Here is a 25,255-nt window from a genome sequence, read left to right as displayed (position 1 = left end):
GAAGGATGAGCAATGGCAGTAGATCAAGAAAGCATCACCAGCGTCGACCAGCTCGCGGCGGCCCTCGAGGCGGACGATTCGCAGGACCACCAGGATCCCGACAACGCCCAACCCGATGCGGAGGCGCAAAACGACGAACCTGATGGCCAGCTCGAGCAGGAAGGCGACCAGCAGCAACCCGTCGAGGGTGAAGGCGATCAACCGGCCGCGCCGGAATCGCTGGACGACACCGTTGTGAGCTGGGAAACCGCGAGCGGTGAGAAATTCGAGGTTCCCGTCGCCGAGATGAAGCTCGGCTACATGCGCGAGCAGGATTACCGCCACAAGACGCAGACCTTCGCGCAGGAGCGGGAGCAAACGGTCCAGCACATCCAGCAGCAGTACCAGGTGGCCGAGACCTTCGCCAAGGATCTTGGGCACCTGCATGCCGTCAACGCGCAGATCGCAGCGCTCGAGCAGGCGATCCCCACGATCGACCGCAACAGCGACCCGGCCGGCTATGTCGACGTCGTGACGCACCTGCAAACCCTGCGCGAGCAGCGCACCGGCATCGCCGGCCGCGTCGAGCAGGCGCAGAACCAGCAGCAGGCGCAGCAGCAACAGCAGTTCCAGCAAGCCCAGCAGCGCATGCTGTCCGACCTGCAGACCTCGATCCCGGGCTTCAACCAGGAGATGCTCGGCAAGCTGAGCACTACGGCACGGGATTACGGCTTCACGGATCAGGAACTGGGTCGCATCACCGACCCACGCTTCGTCCGCCTGGTGCACGACGCCATGCAGCACAAGACGCTGCAGGCGAAGGCACCAGGCGCGGTCAACAAGGTAAAGGCTGCGCCGGTGAAGCCGGCCAAGCAATCCTCGACGGCCACGACGACTGGCGTCGAGATCAACCTCAAGAAGTTCGCAAAGAACAAGTCGCTCGACAATTTCGCGGCTCTCCTTCAACACACGATTTAAGGAAAAATCATGCCCCAATTGGCAAACTCGGTAGCAACCTTCAGCTCGAACGGCCTGCGTGAATCGCTGGCCGACGAGATCTACAACATCAGCCCGGAGGAGACGCCATTCATCTCCTCGATCGGCAAGGGCAAGGCCACCGCCGTCTACGAAGAATGGCAGACCGACTCGCTGCGCGCCGCCGGCAACAACCGCAAGGAACAGGGCAACGAAGGCGCGCCGGGTGCGATCACCCCAACCGACCGCGTCGGCAACCGCACCCAGATCTCGGACGACACCTACGCTGTCACCGGTACCCAGGAAGCGGTGTCGAAGGCGGGCCGCAAGTCGGAAATCGCCTATCAGGACGCGAAGAAGATGGTAGAGCTCAAGCGCGACGTCGAATTTGCGGCCCTGCAGAACACGACCGCGATCCCGGCTGCTGCTGGCGTGGCGCCACAGGCGCGTGGCGTGCTGGGCTGGATCGGCACCAATACCGTCAAGGGCGCGACTGGCGTCGACCCGAACGCCAAGAACAACACGGCGCCGACCGACGGCACCCAGGTTGCGCTGAGCGAAGCGATGCTGAAGTCCGTCGCCCAGAAGTGCTGGACCCAGGGCGGCAACCCTACCCTGCTGTTCGTCCCGGGCTCGCAGCGTTCGGTGGTTTCGGGCTTCACCGGCGGCGCCACCAAGTTCGACAAGACCGAAGACAAGACGCTCAATGCGACCGTCGAAGTCTATGTCGGCGACTTCGGCCGCTACTCGATCATCAACAGCCGCCACCAGCGTGACCGTGAGTTGTTCCTGATCGAGCCGGGCCGCTGGCGCCTGCTGACCCTGCGCCCAATGAAAGGCAAGGATCTGGCCGAGACCGGCGACAGCAAGAAGCGCATGATCAACACCGAATGGACGCTGGAAAGCAAGCAGGAAGCGGCCAACGGTGCGATCCGCGATCTGATCGTTCCGGCTGCCTGATCACCACCTGTAACCTTCAACGGAGCCGCCCGGGCAACTGGGCGGCTTTTTTCATGAGCAAACGACTTCTCCGCTTCAATGGCTACAGCGCCACCTTCATGCATACCACGCAGGACGGTAAGTGCGCGATCGAGACCGTCGAGGATGTGACTCCCGCGCTCGAGCGTGCAAAAGAACGCCACAACCTGGGCCTGACCCGCACCGGCATGGGCGACCGCCACGTTGCGTCGATTCCGGTGACCGTGCTGGACGCCTGGGCCCGCCGCATCGGCAAGTGCTTCCAGGATGTAATGCAGGACCAGGGCCTGATGTCTCGCTTCCTGGCCGACCCGGACAACGGCTACTTCATCATCGACAAGGTATCTGTCTGACCATGCAAAAATACGAGCACAACCTCGCCGCCAATGTGAGCGGCGCGCTGCGGGCGATCGCGGGGGCCGAAGTCACCGTCACCGACAACGCCACCGGCCTGCCGGCGTCGCTGTACTCGGACAACGGGACGAACCAGTTGCCGCAGCCGCTCACGACCGATGACACCGGCTATTTCGGTTTCTACGCGGCCGACGGCAAATACACCGCCACTTTCTCCAGCCCGCGTTTCGCCACATTCACCCGTCAGATCCTGCTCGAAGACCCTGACGACGATCCATTCGTCACCATGCGCAGCCTGGCGGCGGCGTCGGGTGCAAGCAATGTCGGCATTCAGCCTCTCATCGCGAACGGCGCCGGGAATTTGCAAGGCGCGCTTGAATACTTGGAAGCCTCACGGCGCCTGATCCCGCTGCCGCAAGGTTCGGTGGACATCACGACGCCCGTCGTGGCCGTCCAAGACACGAACCTGTTCCCAGACGACTGCGACAAGATCTACATCGATGTTCACGACTTTAGGGCTGACCCGGCTGTATCCGGCGCGACGCTGTCATTGGGATTCTATGACGCGACGGGACTGGTTCGTCAGGTTCCAATTTCAACGCCCAATGACGGTGGCTCTACCGGCGTCCTTGTGGCGCTCGAGATCATCAATGGGGAGGGCACGAAGCTTTTCAGCTACGAGACTGGATGCAAGGGGGGTAGCACCGCCGGCACCGCCAGTTCGGGAAGAGCTTTCGTCTCTTCACCGGGAAGGCTCAAGGGATATCGAATTTTTTACAGCAACGCGAACACGGTGCAGGGTTCGATCCGCGCTTACGCGCTGAGAAGGAGTGCATAACATGGCAAGGCAAATAATGGATGGCGGTGTTCTTCGTGATGTAACTCCTGAAGAGGAAGCGGACCTGGCAGTTGGTGTGGCTGGTATGCCACGCCACATCACGAAGCTTGCATTCCGCAACCGCTTTTCGATGAGCGAAAAAACCGGGATCGAGCTGGCCGCGCTGCATGACCCGGGCGCGCCGATCGAGCAACGCCAAGCGTCCGCCGGCCTGCGCGTCTACTTGGCCGACCTGAACGCGGCCACCTATATCGACCTGGAGAACGAGGGAGCGCGCGCTGGTGTGCTGGGCCTGGAAGCCATGGGGATCATCGACGCCGGCCGGGCAACCCAGATTCTCGACGCCGAGATCCTGGGCGAAGAACGCTTCTACGCCTGACGGAGCTGGCCATGACGATCATCGCAAAAGCAATTGCCAGCGCCTCCGCGCGCGACTATGCCTGGCTCGCAGCCTCGATCGCCGGCTGGATGCATCGCACGGACCTCGAGCTATTCATCCCCGACATGGTGATGTTGGCGGAGAAGCGCATCAACGGCGATCTCAAAGCCCGACTGGCTGAGACCATCACGGTACTAACGGCAACGGCCGGCGTCGCGACCATCGACTTGCCGGCCGATTTCGCGGAAATGAGGCGGCTGTCCATTCCTGAGCAGGAACCCCTCACTTACGCCGCGCCGGCGCTGCTCGAGCAGCGTGGCGACAGCCGGCCGCGCGCGCCGAACAGCTACACGATCGTCGGCCGCGTGCTGGTGCTGCAGCCGACTCCGGATCGCGCGTACATCATCGATATGGTGTACCGAGGCGGCGTGCCAGCGCTTGCAGACAGCCCTGGTGGGGTGAACTGGCTGATCGAGCAGCACCCCGACGTGTACCTGGCGGCCGCGATGTGCGAAGCACACACCTACGCCCGCAACACCGTCGAGCAACAGAAGTGGGAAGGCAAGTACGCGATCGCGAAGAGCCTGCTCAACAACTACAACGAATGGGAAAACGCCGGGAGCTTGGCGCTACCCGCCCCGACCTGACCCAAGAAGGACACACCATGGCAGTAGAAAACGTTACCTACCTGGGCGACCTGAATCCGGCCACGCCAACCGGCGCTGCTCCGAAGAGCGAAGGCGATGACGAGATCCGCAACATCAAAAGGGGCCTGCGCCAGAGCTTCGCTGGCTTCCTCGGAGCGATCCTGGTCACCGGCACCGACGGCGGCGCACCCAACGCCTACACGCTGACGCCGGCCCAGCCGTTGGTCGCCTACTCGACCAAGATGCTGGCGGTATTCGTCCCGGTCGCGGGCAACACCGGCGCGACCACGATGAACATCTCGGGCCTCGGACCGAAGGAAGTCGTGAGCGTGGCCGGCGTGGCGCTGGTGGCCGGCGACCTCACCGCGGGCCGCTTCTACACCGCCTTCTACGACGGTGCGCGCTTCCGCCTCGACAACGTGACCCAGAACTACGTCGACCAGCTGGTGATCGCGGGCACGGTCCCGGGTGTGAACGACCCGACCAACAACGGCAGAGTATTCGGCAGCGTAGCCCGCGCCGGCGCCTGGGTGAGCCTGGACGGTCGCGGTGATCCGGTATTCGACAATGGCGATGTTGCCAACGGCACGGCCATCGTCGACTACAGGAAGGGCGACGGCCAAAGGATCCGGGCCACCGGCCAGCACACGATGACTGCCACCGGCTTCCCATCAGGGCGCCTCGCCGGCATCCTGCTCGAGCTGATGGATTACGGCAAGATCGCCCTGGTCACGACCGGCATCACCTGGATCAAGGCCGACGGAACTGAGACGACCAATTTCGCGCAGTCTGGGATTACCTTCCCTGCTGCCGGCCGAGGCCGCGCAGTGCTGTACTCCCTCGGCGACGGCGTCGTCTACGGGAAGGCCGCATGAAGGCCTGGCTCATGGCGTTGGCGTTCAGTCGGCGCCCGCAGCCGGTCTCTATCCCGTTCGACAAAAACGGGACGCTGGTCGTGCCGGCTGGCGTCTCGTCGGTGAGCGTTTCAGGCTACGGCGCCCGCGGCACGGACGGGTTCTCGGGCACTGTCAGCCGTTACCGAAGAACTCAGGTCATTCACCGCTACGTCGACTTCGTCTACCGCAGGACCGATACCGACCTGGGATACGGCTTCGGCTCGATGCCCGCTCCGTACTGCGAGCCGGAGATCGTCGTCTCTCCAGGTAACTCGGTGCAGGAGTGCATGATTTACTCGGATGCTTCGTACAGCGAGAACCGGCCACCAACTACCGGGGCGTCCGCAACTGGTCTGGGTAAGACCTTCCCGGGCAGCTACGGCAACACGGCGCCAGGGACCACTTCATTCACCAACGTGCCGGTCAACGGCGGCGCCAGCTACAACATCGTGGTCCCGGCCGGCGGCCTGGTCACGGTCACCTATTACCTTTGAGGGCCAAATGGCCAACCCAATCAAATTCGACAACGTCGGGGCGATCGGCGTGGTCCGTGACGTCGCGGCCGCCGAGCTGCCACAGGGCGCCTGGTCGGCCGCACGCAACATCCGCTTCCTGGATGGTGCGGCGCTGCAGTTCCTCGGTCATGGCCAGGTCTACCTGACGCCGCCCGAGGTGCCGCAGTTCCTCCTGCAGGCGAACGTCGCGGGCTCGCGCTACTGGCTGTATGCGGCGGCCGGCAAGCAGTTCGCGGCGTCCAACGCCTCCGGCGCATCGGTGCACACGAACATCAGCCACGCCACCTCGCGCGCCGGCAAGATCAACGCCTGGTCAGGCTGTGTATTCGGCGGGATCCCGGTGCTGAATGCCGGCGATGGCAAGCCGCCGATGTACTGGGACACGGACCTGACGCACAAGTTTGTCGACCTGCCGGCCTGGCCGGCGGCGACGTCGTGCAAGGTGCTGCGCCAGTACAAGAACATGCTGATCGCCCTCAGGATCACCCGAAACGGCGCGCGGCTCGACTTCATGCTGAAGTGGTCATCGCTCGCGGTCGCCGGCGCCCTACCCTCCACCTGGAACGAAGGCGATTTCACCCAGGACGCCGGCGAGTTCGACCTGGCCGAGGGCCAAGACCCGATCGTCGACGGCCTGGGCCTGAAGGACAGCTTCATCGTCTACAAGGAATCGAGCACCCACGCGATCGACTATGTCGGCGGCCAGTTCATTCTGAAGCCCCGCAAGGTGTCGGGCATGAGCGGCCTGTTGAACATGAATTGCGCGGTCGAGTTCGAAGCCGGCTTCGGCGCCATGCACTTCGCGGTGACGGGCCTGGACATCGTGCAGCACGACGGCTTCTCTGCCCGGTCGGTGCTGGACAAGAAGGCACGCCGCTTCTTCTTCCAGAACATCGACGTCGCACAGAAGGACAAAGTCTTCGTCTTCAAGAACCCGTTCCTGAACGAGATCCTGGTGGCCTACCCCTCGATCGGCGCCACCTGGTGCGACATGGCGCTGGTCTACAACTACGTCGACGGCACGGTCAGCTTCCGCAGCCTGCCGAACGTGACGCACGCGGCCTACGGCCCGGTCGACAACTCGCTGGCTGGCAACTGGAATCAGGACGACGCTCCTTGGGACACGGACCTGACCGCGTGGAACGGCCCCGACTTCACGCCGGACACCGCGCGCGTGATGATGGGCAGCGCCGACACGAAGCTGTTTCTGCTCGACGCGTCGACGTCATTCGACGGCGCGCTGCCGGATGCCTATCTCGAGCGGCGCGGACTCGCGTTTGGCGCGCCGGAGCGCATCAAGCTCGTTTCGGGTTTGCGGCCGCGCATCACCGGTAACCGCGGCGGCACCGTGATCGTGCGGGTGGGCGTTGCTGACGGGCCCGACGACGAGCCGAAGTGGGCGCCGCCCATGACGTACACGATCGGCCGCAGTCTGAAGCTGGATTGCTTCGTCTCCGGCCGGTACATCGCTATCCGGTTCGAGACGGGCACGGCCTTCAGCTGGAAGCTCGACGGCTTCGCCATGGACATCGACGACGCGGGGGAATTCTGATGCGCACACCCAGCACGAACGCAGTCAGCTACCAGCCAGGCGATCCGCCGGCGGATCCAGCGCAGATGCAGCGCTTTCTGCGCGAGGAGCAGCTGAAGTGGAAGGCCGCACTCGACGCGCTGGCCGACGGCTTCGCGCCGGTGGTCTACGCACCGCCAGCAAAGCCGCGCGACGGGATGCTGCGCAATGCCGACGGCACTCAGTGGAACCCGGGCAGCGGCGCCGGCCTGTACCGATACGGAAACAACTCCTGGAATTACCTCGGCTGACACCCAGCCGCATCACCCTCTGAAAGGAACATCATGGGCTTTTTGAAAGACCTCGTGGGCATCGCCGCGCCTATCGCTGGCACCATCATCGGCGGTCCGGTTGGCGGTGCCATCGGCGGCGCGCTGGGCGGCCTGGCCAGCGGCAGTGGCCAGCCTAAGTCGCACACCACCACGCAGCAGCAACAGCTGGACCCACGCCTCGAGCAGATGCTGTTCGGGAATGGTGGTGACAACAAGGGTCTACTGTCCCAGTACCAGGGCTTCATGAACCAGCCTCGCTCCGACGCCGCCACCGGCTTCGCCAACGCCAACGCGCAGTACCTCAACAACAACGGCGCTGCCGACCTGGCTGCCACGCGCGGCGCCGCCTACCAAGCCATGCAAGGCAACCCGGCGCCGATGACGCACGCCGCCGGCTCTGCTGGCGCCACCGCCAGCCTGCCGGCCTATGCCGTGGGCGAGAAGGTGAACGCGCCCAGCCAGAACAACATCGACCTCTCAGGCTCCTACAACAGCCTCATCAACGGCGCGCCGGGCGCAAACCCGTATCTCACGGGCTCGATCCAAAAAGGCATCAACCAGAGCTCGAACGCCTTCGGCAACATGGTGACCGACGCGAAGTCGGCCACGAACGACGTGCTGGGCAGCATCCGCGGCAACTCGGTACTGGCCGGCCAGTTTGGCGGGTCACGCCAGGGCATCGCCGAGGGCAAGGCGATCGACAGCATGAACACGAACCTGGCGCGCGCGGCTTCGCAGTTCGGCCAGAACAACACCGATGCGGCTGTGGCGGCGCAGGCCGGCGCCTACGATGCCGACCGCAATCGTCAACTCGCCGCCACCCAGGGCCTGGGCGCGCAGCAGTACGGCGTGGCGCAGCAAGAGGCATCGTACGCCCAGCAGGCGCAGATGCAAAACGTGCAAAACTCGTTCGACGCCAGCAAAACGAACGCCAGCATGGCTCAGCAAAACAACCAGTTCAATGCCGGACTCGGCCACCAAACGAATCTGGCCAACCAGCAATCGCAGCTGGCGACCAACGGCCAGAACACGAGCGCAGGCCTTGCCGGCGCCGGTCTCCTGTCAGGCCTGCTCGGCAACGCGTCGAACCAGGTGAATGCCAACGACAACTGGGGTCTGGGCCGCGCGCAGGGCGTGAACTCGCTGCTGGCGCCGTACCTCGGCGCGAACAGCTCGAGCAGCAGCTCGCAGCCGGTCTACAACAACCAAGGCGGCAACGCGCTGGGCGGCGCGATGCTGGGCGGCCAGCTCGCCGGTCTGTTCGGTGGCGGCTCGGGCGGCACGACTGGAACCCTGGGCAGCCTGTTCGGCGGCGGTGGCTGGGGAACCAGCGGCAGCTATTTCTAAGGAGCCAATATGGCAAGCATTTTCGATATGTTCGGCGGCTCGCCGCAATCCCAGGGCCTGCTGGCCGCGACGGCGCAGATTCTCCAGGGCTCGGGCCCGTCGTTCCGACCGACCGGCCTCGGCCAGATCCTGGGCGGCGGGCTGCAGGCCTACCAGCAGACGGAGCAGCAAGCGCGCGAACAGGGCCAGCTGCAGCAGATGCGCGGCCTACAGATCCAAGGCGCTGAATCCGATCTCGAGGCCAAAAAACTCGCGCGCCAGCGTGCGCAGGAGTACCAGGCACTCGTCAAGTCGTACCAGCTGACGCGCGGCGTTGGCCAGCAGGCGCCGGCCGCGCTACCGCAGGATCGATCGGGCGCCGCGATGTTCGCCGGGCTGATGGATGGCTCCGCGCGGACCGCCAGCGCACCTGGTGAGCAGCAGGCCATGGCCGCCCCCGGGGCGCAGCCGCGCGACCGGAACGCCCTTGTGCAGGAGCGGCTGCAATTCGCTCAGTACCTGCGCGACAACGGGTATCAAGGCGAGGCGCAGGCGGCCGAGGAATCGGCACTCAAGCTGCAGCCGAAAGTGAAGGAGTGGTCCAAAGTAACTGCCGGCGGCAAGACCATGTACGCCCCGTTCTTCGAGGACGGCACGCATGGCCAGCCGGTACCGCTGCAGGTGGCGCAGGCGCTCGAACGGGTGAACCTCGGCGGCACGACGGCGCTGATCGACCCGACGACCGGTGAAACAGTGCGGTCGCTCACGAACACGGTCGACCCGAACACGCGTGCCAATAATGCGGTGTCGATACGCGGGCAAGATATGACCGACCAGCGCGCGCGCGAGGCGAACGACGTGAACCGCCTGGGCCAGCGGACCCAGATCGTCACCGATCCATTAAATGGACCGATGCTGGTCGACAAGGGGACCGGCCAGGCGCGCCAGGTCATGATGAATGGCCAAGCAGTGCCGGGCGAGACGGCGGCCAAGAAGGTCGCAGCCGCAAAAAACCTGATGCCGCTGATCGAAAAGGCCGGTTCGCTCATCGATGGGGCGACGGGATCCTACCTCGGCGCTGGCGCCGACCAGGTAGCTCGCTGGTACGGCTCAGCCACCGACGGCGCGCAGAACATCGCGCAGCTCCGCGTCCTCGAAGGCAACATCATGATGGCCCAGCCGCGCATGGAAGGCCCGCAATCGAACATGGACGTCGAGCTTTACCGCCAGATGGCGGCGCAGATCGGCGACCCGACGGTGCCGAAGGCCACGAAGAAGGCCGCGCTGACGGTTCTCAAGTCGATGTACGAAAAATACGCACCTGAACAGGCCGCGCCGGCATCCGGCGGCGGTGTCAAATTCCTAGGATTCGAATAATGCCTATCGCACGCTTTGAAATGCCGGACGGCCGAATCGGCCGCTTCGAGGTCCCGGAGGGAACCACTCCCGAGCAGGCGCAGCAGATGATCGCCGCGCAGGTCGGCCAGCAGCAAGGCGCAACGCCGGCGGCGCGCGCCAAGCCGTTCGGTCAAGACTTGGGTGATGCGCTGGCCAATGTCCCGCGCCAGGTGGGCCTGACCGCGCGCCACGCGGTAGAAGGCGTGGGTGAGGTGTTCGACAGCTTCGTCGGCAACCCGCTCCGGACGCTGGCCAACCCGATCCTGGGCAACAAGCCGACAGCGCGCACCGGCGCGGCAGTTGCGGACTTGGTCGGCCTCCCGCAGCCGCGCACGTCGACCGAGCGCATCGTCGGTGACGCCTCGCGGCTGGTCGCCGGCGGCGCCGGTATGCTGGGCAGCGCAGCGAAGGCCGTCGAAGCCACCTCGGGCGTGCCACAGGCCGTGGCGCGCCTGCTGGCCTCGAACCCTGGTCAACAGCTGGCCTCGGCCGGCGCTGCAGGCTTGGCCGGCGGCTACACTCGCGAGACTGGCGGCGACGACGGCGCGCAGCTGGTCGCCTCGCTGGCAGCTGGCGTAGCGGCGCCGGCGGCGATCGGTGGCGCGCAGCGCGCGGCCGCAGCTGTGGCGCGCCATGCTCGTCCAGCGGCACCGACGCCCGAGCAGGCGCAGCAGATCAGCATCACGATCAACAATGCCCTGCAGGATTCCGGCATCAAGCTCGAGGAGCTGCCACACCAGGTGGCGCAGAGCATCCGCAACGACGTCGCTGCAGCATTCCGCACCAGCGACCAAGTCTCTCCCGATGCGGTGCGGCGCCTGGCCGATTACCGCATGACCGGGCTGACGCCGACGGCCGCCGGCCTGACGCTGGATCCGGCCGTGGTGACCCAGCAGCGCAACCTGGCCAAGCTGGGCGTGAACAGCAAGGACACCACCGCGCAGTTCCTTGGCCAGACCGAGAACCGAAACAATCAGCTGCTCAAGCAGGGGCTCAACAGCCTGGGCGCCGACGCGGCCGACGATGCATACGCCGGTGGGGGGCGCGTCATCGACGCGCTTGCCAACCGCGATGCGCGCGCGCAGCAGATCATCAAGGGCCGATACGATCAGGCGCGCGCGGCTGATGGGCGTAGCGCCATGCTCGACCCCTACGCGTTCACCCAGCGCGCCAACAACCTGCTGGACGATGCGCTGCTGGGTGGGAAGCTGCCGGGCGACGTGCGCAATCTGCTGAATAAGGCAGCGACCGGCGAAATGCCGTTGACCGTCGACGTGGCAGAGCAGTTCAAGACACGCATCGGCGAGTTGCAGCGCGCGACCATCGACAAGGCCGAGAAAAAGGCGCTTGGGATGGTGCGCAGTGCGCTAGACGACACGCCGCTGCAAGCAGGCCAGCAGATCGGCCAGGAGGCCCTCAGCGCGTTCAATCGCGCTCGCCGGCTGAATCGTTCGTACATGCAGATCGTCGAGCGTACGCCTGCACTGGAGGCCGTGCGTGATGGCGTCGAGCCGGACAAGTTTGTGCAGCAATTCATCGTCGGCGCCGGCAGCAAGTCGAACTTCATGGACGTGGCTCAGCTCAAGAGTTCGATCAAGGGCAGCCCGGACGCGATGGCGGCCGTGCGCGAACAGATCACCGGCTTCTTGAAACAGCGGGCACTGAACGGCCAGGCGGACGAGGTGGGTAACTTCAGCAGCGCCGCCTACACGAAGGCGCTCGACCAGATCGGCGATCGAAAGCTGCGGCTGTTCTTCCAGCCTGCCGAGATCAACCAGATGAAGGCTCTGGGCCGCGTATCACGCTATGAGCAGTTCCAGCCGTCCGGCGCGGCCGTGAACAACCCGAACACGGCCGGCGCGCTGGGCGGGCTGGCTGAACGCATCCTGAGCCAGTCGGTGCTGTCGAAGATTCCCTTCGGTCAGGCCGCGATCGGCGAACCGCTGCAGAACATCCAGGTGGGCTTCCAGTCGGGGCGCGCGCTCGATGTGCCGCGCACGCTGGCCAGGCCGCGCATTCAGCAGCCAGCAGACCAGCGCGGGCTGCTGCTGTCGCCAGCGGCGTTCATGGGAACGGAAACGGAGGAGGATCGGCGGCGCCGGCTACTTACGCCGTGACGCCCACCAGGCATTGAAAAGAAAGGCGAGTACGGCGCCCAGTTGGATCGGATCGAAGTGCATTCGCTACCCCAAGAAGTTTCAACAATTATACGGCCACCTTCGGGTGGTCTTTTTATTTCCTGAAAGGGTCCATGTGACCACCACCACCGACCAGAACAACGCGATCGCCCTGGCCCAGCTCCAGGTCGAAGTCGCCTACATGAAGTCCGCGATCGCGCGGCTGGATGCATCGAATCACGAACTCGACCAGAAGCTTGACCGCGTGCTCAACCAGTTGGCGCAGGCCCGCGGCGGCTGGCGCACACTGATGCTGATCGGCGGCGCCGCCGGCTCGATCGGCAGCGGGATCACTTGGCTTGTCTCCCACCTGAAAGGCTGACCCATGGACCGCCAAAAACTCGAGGCGCAGCTCGTCATCGACGAAGGCCGCCGTGCGATCGCCTACGTCGATACCGTCGGCAAGATGACGGCCGGCGTCGGCCGCAACATAACCGACCGCCCGTTCTTCGACGACGAGATCGCGCTGATGCTCAAGAACGACATCAAGGAGGTCGAGAAGGACCTCGACCGCCGCCTGTCCTGGTGGCGCCAGATGTCGCCCGCTCGCCAGAACGTTCTGGCCAACATGTGCTTCAACCTGGGCATCAACCGGCTGCTCGGATTCGAGAAAGCGCTGACCCACATGCGTGCCGGCCAATACGACGCGTCGGCGCGCGAAATGCTCGATTCCCGCTGGGCCAAGCAAGTCGGCGCCCGCGCTGTCCGCCTGGCCACCCTCATGCGCAAAGGAGAATTCTGATGGCGCCCGTACTTACTGCACTGCTCCCCATGCTGGGGAACGTGTTCGACCGCCTGTTCCCGGATCCGGCCGCCGCGGCCGACGCCAAGGTCAAGGTTATGGAAATGGCCCAGCGCGGCGAGCTGGCCCAGCTGGATGCCGACCTCAAGATGGCGACCGGCCAGATGGAGGTGAACAAGGCCGAGGCGCAACACCAGAGCATCTTCGTCGCCGGCTGGCGCCCGGCAATCGGCTGGGTGTGCGCAGCGGCGTTCGCCTTCAAGTTCGTCGTCGGCCCGACTGCCGCCGTCCTGATGGCGGTAGCTGGCCACCCGATCACCCTACCCGAGTTCGACTTCAGCGAGATGAGCACCATCCTGCTGGGGATGCTGGGCTTGGGCACGCTTCGCACCGTGGAGAAGATCAAGAAGGTGCCGTGATGGAGTTCGACATCTACGCCCTTACGCCCACCGGCGGCGGCCACGTGCTGACCGTTCACCAGAAGCGAACGGACGCCGGCGCGCGCGTTGTGGTCATTGCGGGCGATCACTACCTGTCGCAGCCAGCGGAAGCGATGATGGAACGGATGTTGGGGGAGCCCCTCGGCGAGGCCCACCGTCGATGATTACGCGCTGCACGACCGCGGGCGATATGCCTTCGGCGTGCAGCACCCGAACCCCTGCCCCCAAGCCGAACACGGCGGCCACGTTCAACGCCAAGTCGACCTGTACGGCAGTCAATCGATCAGTTCGTTTACCCATGGCAACATGTTGCGTTGATCACTGCGAAGTAGTTTGAGATAAATCAAACCATGAATTGCTATACTGTTCATGCATACAGTGATTCGCAGCCAACATGAACTTCAAGCCTCCACTCACGCGCGAGGAACTGCGCGCCATCCAAGATCGAAACCTCTATTCGCCGGATGTGCGCGCCTTGCTTTGGGAGGTTAAGCGCCTGCGCGCGCTTGCCCTATACGTGGATCAGCTCCAGCGGATCGTGGGCACGCTCCCTGGGCAGCAAGGAGATGTTTTAGAGTCCATACGCGAGCAGCTTAGAAATGAGCCATGCGTTACAGAATTCCCAAGACTGGATTCTTCGAGCTAATGTCGCGTTTTCGCAACACTTAACGAAGAAATGCACTGCCTTCATATCGTCAACGCTAAGCGTTAGAACCGCGGCCGGAACGTCGACATGAAAAAATTATGCGCTTCGCGAAAAGAAGCCTTTTGCAAACTGAAGATCGTTTTGCAAAATTACCCATTTCGCTGCGGCGAAATACTACATTTTGCAATCCAGAGATCGACATCGTGGTTACACGCCGTAGTCACGGGACGTAACAGCTGTCACCAAGGGCAAGACGCGAGCGCTTGTGAGGGTAACGCGGTTTGAAGTATGCTGGATTTGCAGTTCCAGAAACACCATGAAAAAAGCCTCGGCAACTTCTCAGGGCGGCCAAGGCTTTTGAATCCCTTAAGCGAATTATCGTGACATGTCACGAAAAATAGGAGATCCGATATGGACAATAGTAGCGCCCGGGCGGAATGTCAACCGCCCGCTCCCCCCTCCGTGCAGATCCTGGTGCAGTACCTGTGCGACATCATGCAGATGCTGCGCGCCTGGTACGAGCACTTCGAGGAATCGATACGTGCAGTCGACCACGCGGCGGCCGTCAAGGCCCACGACCTGATGATCGAAGGCGTCATCGCTGCCCGGCAGATTGCCCGGGCACTCAACTTCGAGTTGCCAACACCGCTGCTGGACTGGACGCTGACACCGCGCCCATCTCGCCCGCCTACTGGTCTGTAGCCGGTTACGGGTTGCGGAATGCCAGCTTTTTGACAGCATTCATCGTCAGACCCGCGTGGTTGCTGGATGTGCGGAGGGTTCGATTCCCGCCGCTTGCCCCCAAGGCGCCCTCCGGGGCTCCTTCTCTAAAGCTCAGCAGCACTACGCAAAAATTACGCACCCTCAGCATAGCGCCTGATTTTAAAGGCAGTTGGTTTCCGGCTCCGGGCACCAACGATACATGCGGGTTTTCAGGTAAGTACCTGCATAATTCTGCCGTCCCAGCTTTTCCGCAAATGCCCGATTCCCCATCCCGCGCCTACCGCATCGGAACGGTCAATTCGCGCTTTTAGCGGCGAACATGTTTACGTATATCTATGCGTTTCGCAGCAAAGCGGCACCGATCAGACCTCCGCCCGCTCGACCGATATCCCGAGGGGCTTGGCGATCTGCCGACGGTCTGGCGCCGCATCGAGTCGCTAGCCTCGTGCGTGGCGTAGGACGACTTCGAAATACTTATGTGGGCCGCCTCCTCGGCCTGGGTCGGCTTCAGGTGCTTGCGCGAGGCACGCCACGGCGGGGTGCTGTCCGCAGTGGGCTAACGACCTTGTGCGGGATGAAGTTGCGTTCCGCCGCGCGGGTCTTCCTATACTCATCGAACGGAATGACGACAAAGGCCGGCTTCCCGTCAGGGGCATAAGACGCGACAGGTAATTGAAGACACCGTGTCCAACTTGCGAATGTCAGACCCGACACCGTCTCGCTCTTCCAAACGCGCAGCAGCACGCCCGACTCGCGAGCCGCGCTCTCGACTGGCTGACGTGGCACGCCGGCGATGTGCGGTCGCAACAGCATGGACCCGAACAGCTAGCCCGATCCGTCCGACAGGTCTACCAGGCCGAGCCACCAGCAGCCACGTCTCTCGGTGCTAATCGTCGTCCTGAAGGCTGGATGTGCCAAATGCGTTCAGATCGTGCTCGGCCGCCATTAAGTTTTTCCTTGGGATTCTCCGACCGTAGCGCACTTTTCTTCTGCCAAAATCTGCCCGATATTTTCCAATCATCAACTCTCTAAGCAACGTAGTCAATGAGGCTATTAAAGCGAACGCGCTTCACCATCTCGTTCAGATCAGCAACATCAGATAACGATTGCGCAATCCAATTCCGATCGATCGTAAATACTTCGACTACAATTTGTTAATAATGCAGCATTTTTTCCCAGATTATTTTCCCCTTTGTTACGGTTTGTGAAAATTCACCTACAATTATTCGCTAGGATTTAACAGTCCTACGGGAGCAGGTCGGATCAATTTCTTCGATGAACGTGCCTGCAACAATAATCCCTCATTGAAACTTGCATTGCAATTCTGACTTGAAAGGGCTTGATGAATCACGGACTGAAATTACTTAAATTTTTAACCATCGCCGCAGCAACAGTTTTATATTCCAGCACCGCTGCTGCCGACGAAAGAATCAAAGAGATCCCATCGGCAAGCGAAATTAAAAGCGCCAAGTTGGCTTTCTACCCGATGAACATTAACACTTACGCTCCAGTTACCGAGGCTGACATGCTGCGGAACGGCTGCATCTATGAAATCGAGGGAAATTCTGATCAGATATCCGAGCTGTCCGCAATTTTAAGCCGAGGAATAACTTTATCAAACAAAGGGGAAGATCATTATCAGTTACGCAACGTAGTTTATTTGAATCTTCGGGATGGCTCTAAAATTCGCATGCTTATTAGTGATGCGCACAACTTAAAGCCTGGAGTATTCGGCGTCATCGACAAGGGTCAATCCTCAAAACACTCTTATCTCACGTCGGACGAGAAGACATTGAAGCTGTTGCGCACATGGGCTAAGTCTCGGATCGAGAAAAACAACGCCAGCAAATTTTGTGAAATGTAAGGAAGCTCATGCCGACTATTTATCGCGGAAGTATTACCCAGGAGCAGAAAGACCTATTTGAACTTTCCCTGAGCTACCTTGATAAATCCATCAACATGAGACCGGTAAAAGATAAGCTCATGACGGAGTTTTTGATCCTTCAAGTACACGATGGTGACACGTTCTATGACAATAATTCCGGAACTCTTTATTGGAACCCCACGAGAGCACACAAAGTCATTACTGAAGACGGCTCTGTAGGAGTTACCTCCCCGGCGATGGCTCTGGCACACGAAATGAAGCACTGGGCCACACCTGAAACGGGCGAAGCGGATGAAATAATTGCTAAAGAATTTGAGGGTCGTGTGGCACGTGATCTAGGTGAACCCGTTCGAGTGACGGGCACGGGCGTAGACGTATTGGGCACTGTAAGGGTTGACAATCCGACGGCGCATACATCCAGCGGAAAATGGGTTGCGGTTGACAATAGCAACAATGAATTTACTGGCCCAGCATTCGACCCGGAAAATGACACTTTAGTTATTGGAACGAGAGACGAGCCCTCCACGGGGCCGGGATCAGGTGGCGACGGCTACGGCGGCGGCGGAGGTGTAGGTGGAGGTGGAGGAACCGTTGTCGGCGGCGGGGGCAGTGGAACCGGAACCGTTATTGTTGTTCCAGTAAAGCCTCCTCCTGACAAACATCCCGAGGTAATTTTTAATCCTACCACCGATATACCTGAGATCGAACTTGTAGGAATTCCGGAGGTCTATTTCTAACTAGTGAATCCGGCGAGCTTGACTGCTGAAACCAGCCTTCATCTCGCCTACCTTCCAGCTGAGTCAGAACGCCTCAATTTCCCACCCACTAGCGAGCGACAGGGTCAGATACCGTCTTGAATGGCAAGTGGTTTCGACAAATAATTTGCGTCGAACGGCTTGCCATTGCGGATGACGCCATAGATCAAGTGAGTCATCTTATGCATGATGGCGCAAATGACGGCCTTTTTTGAATGCCCAGTGGCTAGTAGGCGCTCCGCAAATTGTTTGACGATCGGATTGTAGCGACATGCCACCATGCTCGGCATAAATAGCGCAGCCCTTATCGATGTACTGCCGGTCCGGCAGATGACAGACCTTCCTTTGACGGAAGTGCCGGATGTGTTGTGCTTCGGCGTCACGCCGAGAAATGCAGCCAAGGCTTTGGCGCTCTTGAAGCGGCGGACATCCCCAAGATGCCCCAGGATGCGCGCGACGGTGGTCTTGCCAATTCCAGGAATGCTGACGAGGAGCTCGCTGTCGCGCTTGAGCCCTGGATGACGATCGATGTGATCGTCGATCTCGGCTTCCAGTTTCTTGATTTGTTCATCAATCCATTTGACATGCTCAGCGACGTGCGCCGCCACATCGACCATGCCGCTGACGATATGGGCTTCACGCCGATTCTCTTCCTGCTGCCGGATATCTTTCAGTGACTGCACCCGCAGTGACCAAGCGCGTAGCTGACGCTGCTCCAGTGGGATCGGCACCCATGGCTCTGGCCTCATCGCCGCGCAGTAGCGCGCAATGAGTGCCGAATCGATAGTGTCATTCTTGTTGCGGATATTTTCACTGCGTCCAAACCCTTTGACACAGGATGGGTTGACGACACTGACCTTAAGACCGGCATCGTGCATTGCTAGCGCCAAGGCTTCGTAATACACCCCCGTCGCCTCCATGCAGATGTGGATCGTCGTCATGTCGGCCTTCGAAGCGACAAGCCACTCCAGCAACTCTAGGTGTCCTGCAGGCGTGTTGCCTAGCGATTTCGATTTCACTTTGCCGTTTCTCAGCAAAGCGATATCCATCGTTTTCTTGCTTACATCGATACCGACAACTGAGTGGACCTCTTCCATTTTTAACCTCTCTCGTATGCGGGCTTACGCCGGAAGCGATGGCCCAAGATACCGTTCGGACTTATAAAATGAAAACGGGAGAGGGCATCTATCTGACCCACGTGCTCAAGGGCACTCTGTCTGAACGATGTCACCTCGCCCGGCCGCATCATTTACATTACCAGTTGAGTCGGTAAGTTCAATATACGAGGTCTGACATCTCGACACTGCCTCGACAATGAACGCGTTTTTTAAGGCTGAGCTCAAGTCTGAATGCCAGACCTGCCCTGGCCGAGCCTTGCCCAGCAGCGTTGCAAACCCTCGCGATACCACGCGGTATCGATATGGTTTGTGCGCGGCTGGCGAGGCCTCGCTGGGCAGATTTTTCGTGACCGATTCCAGCGCGCCAGAATAACTCAGTGCTTCTCTAGCGTTTGGCCTTCATTGCATCTCGTATCGGTAATGTTGTCCAGGCTGAGTGGAGCAAAGTCTACCTATCACTAGCTCCTGCCCATGTGGTTGGCAAGTGAATTGAAGAATGCTTGGCAAGCATCAAAAGTTGACTATTCAACACATTGATCGTAAGCTATGGTGTGATTTTGCCAAGTCAGAGAGTTAAACTGCAATGCACATTTCCAACCAGAAAGAATTGTTTAACGTCGCCTATGTTCACGCTATGGCTGCTCAGGCTGGACTCAATCATGGCTCGATGACTATCGATGATGACAGCCTTGATTTGATTATTGCTGGCAAAGGCTTTGGCCAAAACGGCGGGCTTCGTAATCCACAGATGCATCTTCAGCTAAAGTGCACTTCGCAAGACTTGATTTCGGGCGAATACATTAAGTTTCCCTTGTCAATGAAGAATTACGATGACCTGCGTGCTACGAATGTTGTCGCGCCGTGTTACTTGGTAGTGCTCGTGGTACCCGAAGACGTGAAATCTTGGGCGCACCACGACTCCCATAGCATGATTCTCAATCACTGCTGTTACTGGGTGTCTTTGAAGGGCATGCCGTCATCGCACAATACTGGAAAGATCGTTGTGAATGTTCCGTTGTCTCAACGGCTGACGCCTGACGCAATGTATAAGTTGATGACCTTGGCGAGCAAGAGCGGCGTTGTATGAATGCTGCCGAACTACAGAAGAAGTTGGCGCATGTGCCAGTGACCAACGCACGCTCTTATCTGACTTCCACTGGCTGGATTCAGCAGGGGACGATAAAAGATGTCGCGTCCATCTGGCATCGTCCTGAGCAAGGTTATGGCGACGCTGAAATACTCTTGCCGGACCACCTTGATCTGCGCGACTACTGGCAGAGAATGATGGATGTCATTTCGAATCTAGCAAAGTTCGAAGGCAAGCTCTTCGATCAGATGTTGAAGGAGTTGACGCTATATCTGTGCGATTTAGTGAGCATTCGAGTCGCACATCGCGATGTAGAAGATGGGAGTATTCCGCTATTGGACGGTGTCGCATTGCACGAGCATGGTCGTGACTTGATGATCGCCGCTGCGGTCACGACAGTCGCCAAACGTCGACACTTTTCTGGTAAGCGTCCATCAGAAGCGAACGACTATCTCTCTACGTTGAGACTTGGTCAGACCGGCGTGGGCAGCTATATCGTCAACATTATTGCTCCAGTAATCAGAACGCCGAATGCACAGAACGACATTATGGATAGCCCGTTCAGCAGGGTTGTTACTGCCAACTTAGTTGAAGGCCTGAAGGCGTTGGCATCACTTGCCATTAATGCAAACGGTACTGAGCCATATAGCGTCTGGGATGACGCAATTTCCAAAGGGGCAAGCGCGAATATGTGCGAAGCCCTTATCGGCCTGAGTGGTGAAAAGCATAGCCGCGAAGTTACAGTGTCTGTAGGACTGTCGAAAGATGTAGAGTACGGGAATAATCTGACTACATCAATTACGTTTTCCCCGGATCAGGTCTCGACTCTAAAAGAGATGGCTGAGTACTATCGCGAAAAATACGTTCGGGTTGGCTACACGCTTCGGGGTTATGTTCGGAGGCTTCATCGGGATCGCGACAGCGAGAGTGGAACCATCACCGTGACTGCCACTATCGGTAGCGTGGACAAGAACGTAGAGTTCGAACTAACGGGTGATGCCTACAAAGAGGCTATTCATGCGCACGAGAATAAACAACTAGTTTCTTGTGTTGGTGATCTTGATGTTCGACCTCGCAAAGTTAAATTGCTTAGCCCTCTTGATTTCAAGATCATCACGAATGGAGCATTTTTTAAGCAGTGACGTGAAAGTCTTCATCATTAGGGGACAAAGAGAGTGATTGGTTGCAATAGATCGATTCAGAACTACAACCCCGCACTTAACGATAATAACAAGCGAGCTAGTCCATGACTATTCAACAAATAGTAGCAGCACGAAACATTCGTTATTATGCCACTTCACGAGATTGGAAAATCTGGAATCGATATTAAACTATGGTCTCTTACCGACGGATTGGTTGAACAGAAATCGTATAGTTTCCATTCGCAACGATCAAGCACGCTTTGATCGAACAACAGGGATCTGCGCAACTGTCAGCTTTCCGAACTACAAACTATTCTGGCCGTTTCGGTCTGACAATCCCGGGACAGAGTGGGTTGTACTTCGAATTAAAGCAGAAGTGCTGTGGCAGAAGAACTGTGCGTTTTGCGTTCGCAATGCTGCCCATAACGACGTCAGCGGCGTCCCACTTCCATTGAGACAAACCACTGAAGCATTTCAGGCAATGTTCAATGACTTTCCCGGCGTTCCTCGGGCAGGGCTAAATATACCAGATCGGTATACGACGAATCCGCAAGCGGAGGTATTGATACTCGAACCTGTCGAGCCGGACGATATTGACGCTATAATATTTGATGACGCAGCACTGAGGCGTAAGTACGCCGCAATGAACTTGCAGCAGCAAGTCTTGCACAATCATGCCTATTTTTCTGCACGGAAGGACTTTGACAAGTGGAAATAAATGGCTAAGCGCCCCGTATTCATCCCGACAACTGATGGGCCGGCTCTGGTTTCGACAGTACTGGTAGACTTTGAGTGGTTTCCGGGCATGGCGCTGTCACAGGCGCAGAAGTGTGTCGACTCCCTGCACAATGCGACGCGTGAAGCGGTCGGGGTACAGCGAATTCTTGAGATTTCGAGTAAGTCCAAGCAGGACGTTGGCGTTCACTTAAGCGCGTTCAACCTCAAAATTAGGACACTGAAATACCAACGCGAGTTCAGCGTTGAATGTGCATACCAAGCAAGCAAAGTGTTTGAGCGAGGTGGGCCATTCATTGACTTGCTAGGCGCAACATCTTTGGAGGCCAAACGCGATCCGAGGCTTACGCAAAACGGGCGCATGACGAAATTCGTGTTTTTTAAGCAAGAATGGCCATTAGAACCTCGAACGGCGTTCTACGACTGGCTCTACATAAACGCTCTCCACAAGCATCCAGACTACGTAGATGAAGTCCTGCAATACCAAGCGTTTACCGACATCGCCTTTAACCCGGAACGCTCTATCAATTGCCAAGCTTACGCTGCGGCACTCTATTCGTCTCTGGTGCGCCGGAAGATACTAAATCAGATACTCCTTCAGGATCAGGAGCTGTATCTATCGACCATTAAAGAGATGAAGGTCAGTAATGCTCACGAAAACACAGTGATGCAGGATCGAATTAAGTTCGACTGACTAATACTCAGAACGCTAGGCATCGGCAAAATAGGTCCATCTATAGGGTCCGGCCTGATATTTAGACACGGCCTCGGCAATAGACGCTCTAAAGGCAGAGCTCGTGTCTGAATGTCAGACCCTAGCCGTGACCTGACCCTAGCGAAGGTCAGACCTCGTATATTGAACTTACCGACTCAACTGCTGATTCGTCAGCGGCTTTTTCATATGCGTTGTCATTCTCCGTTCAGTCCGAGCCGGCAATCCCGCGCCAGCGCGGCCGTCCTTCCCGCGCAGCGGTGGTAAGCGTCCTCTCAGCACCGTCTGTACGTAGCCAACTCGCTTTGCGAAAGTAGTTCCCGTTACTTTTTGATGGGAACTACTGTGGACACTGTTGGCCAGACGAGCAATCGCAAAGGACGTCCCAATTATCCGACCGAGTTCAAACACCGCTTGGCCACGACAGCGTGTGAACCAGGTGTGTCTGTGTCGAAGCTGGCGCAGCGACACGGGATCAACACGAACATGCTGTTCAAATGGCGGCGCGACCTGCGCGCCGGCCTGCTGAAAGAGTCGAAATCGCAGTCGGCGCACCTGCTGCCCGTCGTGGTGCAGCGCGCTCAGGCACTGCAGGTACATCCAGGCCTCACATCGTCAGCAGGCATTATCGAGATCGTCATCGCCGACGCAGTTGTCCGCGTCGGCGCCGGCCGATGCCGCGTTGCTCCAGTTGGTACTTCACAGTCTGCGCACATGATCGGCCTGCCTGCTGGCACGAGGATCTGGCTTGCCGCCGGCGTTACCGACATGCGTGCCGGGATGAACGGCCTGGCGGCCAAAGTCGAAACCGCGTTGGCTGAAGACCCGTACTGCGGCCATGTGTTCGCAGCATGACGCCATCGACCGAATCGTCCAGCATCACTTCCGCCACCAGCAATTCGCCGACACAGGCGGGCGCCAGGAACTGGGCGCTGCAGCGTGTCGGCGGGCGCGGCTGCCACACGTCATCCGGTCCTGTCCGCGACAACAGCACGAGCAAGTGGGCCGACTGCTGCGCGAACTCGATCAGCAGTGATTTGCGCAAGACCTGCGCACCGCCCGGCACCTGCGCGGCCACGAAAGCGTCGCCGGCTTCGATCCGGCGGCAGGTGCGGATATAGTCCGGCGGACGGCATTCGACGACCCGCTCGACCAGGATCCATCCCGGCGCGATTGGCAAGAGGCGCTCGATCTCGGCCCGCCTCAATGGGGCAATCGACGGCGCGGCGGTGTCTCGCACGATGGGTTCCTCTCAGCCAGTTCCTGATGACTGGAAGACCCGCAAAATACGGACGAGTTCAAAATCAACGCGATCCGCCTGACATGGATTAAGGCAGGCGTTGGAGCCCAGGGTCAGTGCGTTTCTTGTCTCCAGGCCATTCTTGCGTTACCATGCCCCCGCCCTTGGGGAGTAGCCTACTTCCGCAACGGAAGTTCCCGTATCAACATACTTGACGTCTCCACGTCATGGTGCGGAAGCCTTCTGGTTGGCAAGACCATTGGCATGTTCGCGCGACGATCGGGCCGTGCGACATGCCTTGTGTCGTGCCCGATCGGAAAGCTGTCATGACTCTCGCTGCAATCATCATTCTCGCCTTCGCCATGTCCACCGACGCCTTCGCCGTCGCGATCGCCATGGGTTCACGCCGTGCCCACGTCCTGTTCAAGGATGCGCTCAAGGTCGGCCTGCTGTTCGGGATCATCGAGGGTGTGACGCCGCTGGTCGGCTGGGCCATGGGCAGCATCGCGGCGTCCTACGTCGAAAGCTGGGACCACTGGATCGCCTTCGTCCTGCTGGGCGGCCTGGGGATTCGCATGATCGTCGAAGGCTGCGGCGAGCCGGATGACGACGCGGACGATCCCGCCCGTCCCTTCTGGCTGCTGGCGCTGACCGGGTTTGCCACCAGCATCGATGCGATGGTGGTCGGGGTCAGCCTGGCGTTTGCCGACACCGGCATCCTGTGGCCGGCGCTGGCGATCGGCCTGGCGACCCTGACGATGGTGACGCTGGGATTGCTGATCGGTCGCCGCATCGGGGCCGTGGTGGGCAAGCGCGCCGAGATCTTCGGCGGCCTGGTATTGATTGCGGTGGGCAGCGTTACGCTGTATGAGCATTTGCAGTGATGCGGGCCCTTCAGGCGATCGGGCTTCGGTTGCAGAGATTGGGTCCCCGCCTGCGCGGGGACGACGTGCTTGGGCTAACTAAAGAATGAGCGCCGTTCGTTCAACGCGAAGACCTCAGGACGTCGGCCCAGGATCGCTGCCCGCCTGCTGCAGCACCATCAACTGCTTCTGGATCGCCTCATTGAAGGCCGGAATATCATCCGGCTTTCGGCTCGTGATCAGCTTGCCGTCAACGACGACTTCTTCATCCGTCCATTCCGCGCCCGCGTTGCGCAGGTCGTGCTGCAGCGTCGGCCAACTGGTCAAGTGCTTCGATTCGGCCACACCAGCATCGATCAGCGGCCAAGGCCCGTGGCAGATCGCGGCGATCGGCTTGTCCTCGTCGCCAAAGGCCTTGATGAAAGCGATGGACTCAGGGCTCAGGCGCAGGTTGTCCGGGTTGGCAACGCCGCCCGGCAACAGCAGCAGGTCATAGTCGCCCGGCTTTGCGTCCTGCACATTCAGTTCGACCTTGAATTTCTGGTCCGGCGTCAGGTGATTGAAACCCTGGATTTCCTCGCCGGCATTCTTGGGCGAGACCAGGATTACCTTCACGCCCAGTCCCTCGAGGAAGCGGCGTGGTTCGGTGTATTCGACCTGCTCGACGCCGTCGGTCATCAGGACCGCGACGCGCCGGCCCTGCAGGGATTGGGTGGCGGCCGGCTCGACGTGATCCGCCGGCTGCATGTTCTCTACTTGTTGCATAAAGCCTCCTTAATCAGTGCGGTTCATTCGCATCGATTGTAGGTCGTCTGCCGCGTCCGCGGCGCGCGCATGCCTGTAAGCATGTCGCGCTCACTCCT

General features: G+C 59.9%; 30 protein-coding genes and 1 riboswitch. Of the genes, 27 read left to right on the top strand and 3 right to left on the bottom strand.

Annotated elements, in window-relative coordinates; all coding sequences use genetic code 11:
* Positions 1-12: 12 nt before the first annotated feature.
* From SOM61_RS08490 to SOM61_RS08390, 21 genes are all read left to right on the top strand, one after another.
* Positions 13-957 carry a hypothetical protein gene (locus tag SOM61_RS08490; protein ID WP_320473672.1) on the top strand — a complete coding sequence of 315 codons (945 nt, stop codon included), beginning with the start codon at positions 13-15 and terminating at the stop codon, positions 955-957.
* 9 nt (positions 958-966) lie between these two features.
* Positions 967-1,914, top strand: coding sequence for a DUF5309 domain-containing protein (locus tag SOM61_RS08485; RefSeq protein ID WP_320473671.1), 948 nt, complete (start codon positions 967-969; stop codon positions 1,912-1,914).
* Positions 1,915-1,967: 53 nt separating this feature from the next.
* Entirely contained in the window at positions 1,968-2,285 is a 318-nt protein-coding gene (locus SOM61_RS08480) for a hypothetical protein (protein WP_320473670.1), read from the top strand.
* 2 nt (positions 2,286-2,287) lie between these two features.
* A complete protein-coding gene (locus SOM61_RS08475) occupies positions 2,288-3,124 on the top strand; it encodes a carboxypeptidase-like regulatory domain-containing protein (RefSeq protein WP_320473669.1) in 837 nt (278 codons plus the stop codon).
* Between the two features lie 85 nt (positions 3,125-3,209).
* Positions 3,210-3,503, top strand: coding sequence for a hypothetical protein (locus tag SOM61_RS08470; RefSeq protein WP_320473668.1), 294 nt, complete (start codon positions 3,210-3,212; stop codon positions 3,501-3,503).
* A gap of 11 nt (positions 3,504-3,514) precedes the next feature.
* A complete protein-coding gene (locus tag SOM61_RS08465; protein ID WP_320473667.1) occupies positions 3,515-4,150 on the top strand; it encodes a phage adaptor protein in 636 nt (211 codons plus the stop codon).
* A gap of 17 nt (positions 4,151-4,167) precedes the next feature.
* Positions 4,168-5,025 carry a hypothetical protein gene (locus SOM61_RS08460; protein ID WP_320473666.1) on the top strand — a complete coding sequence of 286 codons (858 nt, stop codon included), beginning with the start codon at positions 4,168-4,170 and terminating at the stop codon, positions 5,023-5,025.
* Positions 5,022-5,540: a hypothetical protein gene (locus SOM61_RS08455; RefSeq protein WP_320473665.1), complete on the top strand. Its 519-nt coding sequence runs from the start codon at positions 5,022-5,024 to the stop codon at positions 5,538-5,540. Before SOM61_RS08460 ends, SOM61_RS08455 begins: the two co-directional genes overlap by 4 nt.
* 7 nt (positions 5,541-5,547) lie before the next feature.
* Positions 5,548-7,113, top strand: coding sequence for a hypothetical protein (locus SOM61_RS08450; protein ID WP_320473664.1), 1,566 nt, complete (start codon positions 5,548-5,550; stop codon positions 7,111-7,113).
* Positions 7,113-7,382: a hypothetical protein gene (locus tag SOM61_RS08445; protein ID WP_320473663.1), complete on the top strand. Its 270-nt coding sequence runs from the start codon at positions 7,113-7,115 to the stop codon at positions 7,380-7,382. The genes SOM61_RS08450 and SOM61_RS08445 overlap by 1 nt, the downstream gene beginning before the upstream one ends.
* A gap of 33 nt (positions 7,383-7,415) precedes the next feature.
* On the top strand, positions 7,416-8,750 hold the full coding sequence (locus tag SOM61_RS08440) for a hypothetical protein (RefSeq protein ID WP_320473662.1): 1,335 nt from the start codon (positions 7,416-7,418) through the stop codon (positions 8,748-8,750).
* Between the two features lie 9 nt (positions 8,751-8,759).
* Complete coding sequence (locus SOM61_RS08435; protein WP_320473661.1) at positions 8,760-10,106, top strand: hypothetical protein; 1,347 nt, start codon at positions 8,760-8,762, stop codon at positions 10,104-10,106.
* Positions 10,106-12,244: a hypothetical protein gene (locus tag SOM61_RS08430; RefSeq protein WP_320473660.1), complete on the top strand. Its 2,139-nt coding sequence runs from the start codon at positions 10,106-10,108 to the stop codon at positions 12,242-12,244. The genes SOM61_RS08435 and SOM61_RS08430 overlap by 1 nt, the downstream gene beginning before the upstream one ends.
* A 136-nt stretch (positions 12,245-12,380) precedes the next feature.
* Complete coding sequence (locus SOM61_RS08425) at positions 12,381-12,626, top strand: hypothetical protein (protein WP_320473659.1); 246 nt, start codon at positions 12,381-12,383, stop codon at positions 12,624-12,626.
* Positions 12,627-12,629: 3 nt separating this feature from the next.
* The gene (locus SOM61_RS08420) at positions 12,630-13,046 is read left to right on the top strand and encodes a glycoside hydrolase family protein (RefSeq protein WP_320473658.1); all 417 of its coding nucleotides are present in this window, start codon (positions 12,630-12,632) and stop codon (positions 13,044-13,046) included.
* The gene (locus tag SOM61_RS08415; RefSeq protein WP_320473657.1) at positions 13,046-13,465 is read left to right on the top strand and encodes a 3TM-type holin; all 420 of its coding nucleotides are present in this window, start codon (positions 13,046-13,048) and stop codon (positions 13,463-13,465) included. The genes SOM61_RS08420 and SOM61_RS08415 overlap by 1 nt, the downstream gene beginning before the upstream one ends.
* Complete coding sequence (locus SOM61_RS08410) at positions 13,465-13,650, top strand: hypothetical protein (protein ID WP_320473656.1); 186 nt, start codon at positions 13,465-13,467, stop codon at positions 13,648-13,650. The genes SOM61_RS08415 and SOM61_RS08410 overlap by 1 nt, the downstream gene beginning before the upstream one ends.
* Positions 13,651-13,880: 230 nt before the next feature.
* Complete coding sequence (locus SOM61_RS08405; RefSeq protein WP_320473655.1) at positions 13,881-14,132, top strand: hypothetical protein; 252 nt, start codon at positions 13,881-13,883, stop codon at positions 14,130-14,132.
* A 411-nt stretch (positions 14,133-14,543) separates the two neighbouring features.
* Positions 14,544-14,834 carry a hypothetical protein gene (locus SOM61_RS08400; protein ID WP_320473654.1) on the top strand — a complete coding sequence of 97 codons (291 nt, stop codon included), beginning with the start codon at positions 14,544-14,546 and terminating at the stop codon, positions 14,832-14,834.
* A gap of 1,363 nt (positions 14,835-16,197) precedes the next feature.
* On the top strand, positions 16,198-16,719 hold the full coding sequence (locus SOM61_RS08395; protein WP_320473653.1) for a hypothetical protein: 522 nt from the start codon (positions 16,198-16,200) through the stop codon (positions 16,717-16,719).
* A gap of 8 nt (positions 16,720-16,727) precedes the next feature.
* On the top strand, positions 16,728-17,477 hold the full coding sequence (locus SOM61_RS08390) for a hypothetical protein (protein WP_320473652.1): 750 nt from the start codon (positions 16,728-16,730) through the stop codon (positions 17,475-17,477).
* A gap of 104 nt (positions 17,478-17,581) precedes the next feature.
* Here SOM61_RS08390 and SOM61_RS08385 read toward each other — a convergent pair whose 3' ends face one another.
* The gene (locus SOM61_RS08385; RefSeq protein WP_320473651.1) at positions 17,582-18,592 is read right to left on the bottom strand and encodes a transposase; all 1,011 of its coding nucleotides are present in this window, start codon (positions 18,590-18,592) and stop codon (positions 17,582-17,584) included.
* A 604-nt stretch (positions 18,593-19,196) separates the two neighbouring features.
* On the opposite strand from SOM61_RS08385, the gene SOM61_RS08380 reads away from it, so the two are divergent.
* From SOM61_RS08380 to tnpA, 5 genes are all read left to right on the top strand, one after another.
* Positions 19,197-19,700, top strand: coding sequence for a DUF4365 domain-containing protein (locus SOM61_RS08380; RefSeq protein ID WP_320473650.1), 504 nt, complete (start codon positions 19,197-19,199; stop codon positions 19,698-19,700).
* Positions 19,697-20,842 carry a hypothetical protein gene (locus tag SOM61_RS08375; RefSeq protein WP_320473649.1) on the top strand — a complete coding sequence of 382 codons (1,146 nt, stop codon included), beginning with the start codon at positions 19,697-19,699 and terminating at the stop codon, positions 20,840-20,842. The genes SOM61_RS08380 and SOM61_RS08375 overlap by 4 nt, the downstream gene beginning before the upstream one ends.
* Positions 20,843-20,879: 37 nt before the next feature.
* Positions 20,880-21,560, top strand: coding sequence for a DarT ssDNA thymidine ADP-ribosyltransferase family protein (locus SOM61_RS08370; protein WP_320473648.1), 681 nt, complete (start codon positions 20,880-20,882; stop codon positions 21,558-21,560).
* Positions 21,561-22,271, top strand: coding sequence for a DarT1-associated NADAR antitoxin family protein (locus SOM61_RS08365; RefSeq protein WP_320473647.1), 711 nt, complete (start codon positions 21,561-21,563; stop codon positions 22,269-22,271).
* Positions 22,272-22,622: 351 nt separating this feature from the next.
* On the top strand, positions 22,623-23,144 hold the full coding sequence (tnpA, locus tag SOM61_RS26425) for an IS66-like element accessory protein TnpA (RefSeq protein WP_346433429.1): 522 nt from the start codon (positions 22,623-22,625) through the stop codon (positions 23,142-23,144).
* Here the strand turns inward: tnpA and SOM61_RS26420 are convergent.
* The gene (locus tag SOM61_RS26420; RefSeq protein WP_346433428.1) at positions 23,050-23,529 is read right to left on the bottom strand and encodes a hypothetical protein; all 480 of its coding nucleotides are present in this window, start codon (positions 23,527-23,529) and stop codon (positions 23,050-23,052) included. The two genes, tnpA and SOM61_RS26420, sit on opposite strands and share 95 nt — an antisense overlap.
* A 154-nt stretch (positions 23,530-23,683) precedes the next feature.
* A riboswitch (yybP-ykoY riboswitch) is annotated at positions 23,684-23,852 on the top strand.
* A gap of 3 nt (positions 23,853-23,855) precedes the next feature.
* Here SOM61_RS26420 and SOM61_RS08350 point away from each other — a divergent pair.
* Entirely contained in the window at positions 23,856-24,413 is a 558-nt protein-coding gene (locus SOM61_RS08350; RefSeq protein WP_320473646.1) for a manganese efflux pump MntP, read from the top strand.
* A gap of 114 nt (positions 24,414-24,527) precedes the next feature.
* Here the strand turns inward: SOM61_RS08350 and SOM61_RS08345 are convergent, their stop codons facing one another.
* Positions 24,528-25,139 carry a type 1 glutamine amidotransferase domain-containing protein gene (locus SOM61_RS08345; protein ID WP_320473645.1) on the bottom strand — a complete coding sequence of 204 codons (612 nt, stop codon included), beginning with the start codon at positions 25,137-25,139 and terminating at the stop codon, positions 24,528-24,530.
* Positions 25,140-25,255: the final 116 nt, after the last annotated feature.

It is taken from the genome of Massilia sp. CFBP9012, assembly GCF_034045115.1.
Lineage (GTDB): Bacteria > Pseudomonadota > Gammaproteobacteria > Burkholderiales > Burkholderiaceae_D > Telluria.
Note: the sequence above shows the minus strand (reverse complement) of the source record. Positions and strands in the feature narration are given on the sequence as shown.

Excerpts from the sequence above, each read along its gene's own strand:
- SOM61_RS08445 (WP_320473663.1), top strand. The coding sequence starts at position 7,113 with ATGCGCACACCCAGCACGAACGCAGTCAGCTACCAGCCAGGCGATCCG.
- SOM61_RS08475 (WP_320473669.1), top strand. The coding sequence starts at position 2,288 with ATGCAAAAATACGAGCACAACCTCGCCGCCAATGTGAGCGGCGCGCTG.
- SOM61_RS08380 (WP_320473650.1), top strand. The coding sequence starts at position 19,197 with ATGCACATTTCCAACCAGAAAGAATTGTTTAACGTCGCCTATGTTCAC.
- SOM61_RS08440 (WP_320473662.1), top strand. The coding sequence starts at position 7,416 with ATGGGCTTTTTGAAAGACCTCGTGGGCATCGCCGCGCCTATCGCTGGC.
- SOM61_RS08470 (WP_320473668.1), top strand. The coding sequence starts at position 3,210 with ATGCCACGCCACATCACGAAGCTTGCATTCCGCAACCGCTTTTCGATG.
- tnpA (WP_346433429.1), top strand. The coding sequence starts at position 22,623 with ATGGGAACTACTGTGGACACTGTTGGCCAGACGAGCAATCGCAAAGGA.
- SOM61_RS08490 (WP_320473672.1), top strand. The coding sequence starts at position 13 with ATGGCAGTAGATCAAGAAAGCATCACCAGCGTCGACCAGCTCGCGGCG.
- SOM61_RS08400 (WP_320473654.1), top strand. The coding sequence starts at position 14,544 with ATGGACAATAGTAGCGCCCGGGCGGAATGTCAACCGCCCGCTCCCCCC.
- SOM61_RS08465 (WP_320473667.1), top strand. The coding sequence starts at position 3,515 with ATGACGATCATCGCAAAAGCAATTGCCAGCGCCTCCGCGCGCGACTAT.
- SOM61_RS08420 (WP_320473658.1), top strand. The coding sequence starts at position 12,630 with ATGGACCGCCAAAAACTCGAGGCGCAGCTCGTCATCGACGAAGGCCGC.
- SOM61_RS08485 (WP_320473671.1), top strand. The coding sequence starts at position 967 with ATGCCCCAATTGGCAAACTCGGTAGCAACCTTCAGCTCGAACGGCCTG.
- SOM61_RS08350 (WP_320473646.1), top strand. The coding sequence starts at position 23,856 with ATGACTCTCGCTGCAATCATCATTCTCGCCTTCGCCATGTCCACCGAC.
- SOM61_RS08450 (WP_320473664.1), top strand. The coding sequence starts at position 5,548 with ATGGCCAACCCAATCAAATTCGACAACGTCGGGGCGATCGGCGTGGTC.
- SOM61_RS08455 (WP_320473665.1), top strand. The coding sequence starts at position 5,022 with ATGAAGGCCTGGCTCATGGCGTTGGCGTTCAGTCGGCGCCCGCAGCCG.
- SOM61_RS08415 (WP_320473657.1), top strand. The coding sequence starts at position 13,046 with ATGGCGCCCGTACTTACTGCACTGCTCCCCATGCTGGGGAACGTGTTC.
- SOM61_RS08395 (WP_320473653.1), top strand. The coding sequence starts at position 16,198 with ATGAATCACGGACTGAAATTACTTAAATTTTTAACCATCGCCGCAGCA.
- SOM61_RS08390 (WP_320473652.1), top strand. The coding sequence starts at position 16,728 with ATGCCGACTATTTATCGCGGAAGTATTACCCAGGAGCAGAAAGACCTA.
- SOM61_RS08430 (WP_320473660.1), top strand. The coding sequence starts at position 10,106 with ATGCCTATCGCACGCTTTGAAATGCCGGACGGCCGAATCGGCCGCTTC.
- SOM61_RS08480 (WP_320473670.1), top strand. The coding sequence starts at position 1,968 with ATGAGCAAACGACTTCTCCGCTTCAATGGCTACAGCGCCACCTTCATG.
- SOM61_RS08410 (WP_320473656.1), top strand. The coding sequence starts at position 13,465 with ATGGAGTTCGACATCTACGCCCTTACGCCCACCGGCGGCGGCCACGTG.
- SOM61_RS08375 (WP_320473649.1), top strand. The coding sequence starts at position 19,697 with ATGAATGCTGCCGAACTACAGAAGAAGTTGGCGCATGTGCCAGTGACC.
- SOM61_RS08365 (WP_320473647.1), top strand. The coding sequence starts at position 21,561 with ATGGCTAAGCGCCCCGTATTCATCCCGACAACTGATGGGCCGGCTCTG.
- SOM61_RS08460 (WP_320473666.1), top strand. The coding sequence starts at position 4,168 with ATGGCAGTAGAAAACGTTACCTACCTGGGCGACCTGAATCCGGCCACG.
- SOM61_RS08385 (WP_320473651.1), bottom strand. The coding sequence starts at position 18,592 with ATGGAAGAGGTCCACTCAGTTGTCGGTATCGATGTAAGCAAGAAAACG.
- SOM61_RS08435 (WP_320473661.1), top strand. The coding sequence starts at position 8,760 with ATGGCAAGCATTTTCGATATGTTCGGCGGCTCGCCGCAATCCCAGGGC.
- SOM61_RS08345 (WP_320473645.1), bottom strand. The coding sequence starts at position 25,139 with ATGCAGCCGGCGGATCACGTCGAGCCGGCCGCCACCCAATCCCTGCAG.
- SOM61_RS08405 (WP_320473655.1), top strand. The coding sequence starts at position 13,881 with ATGAACTTCAAGCCTCCACTCACGCGCGAGGAACTGCGCGCCATCCAA.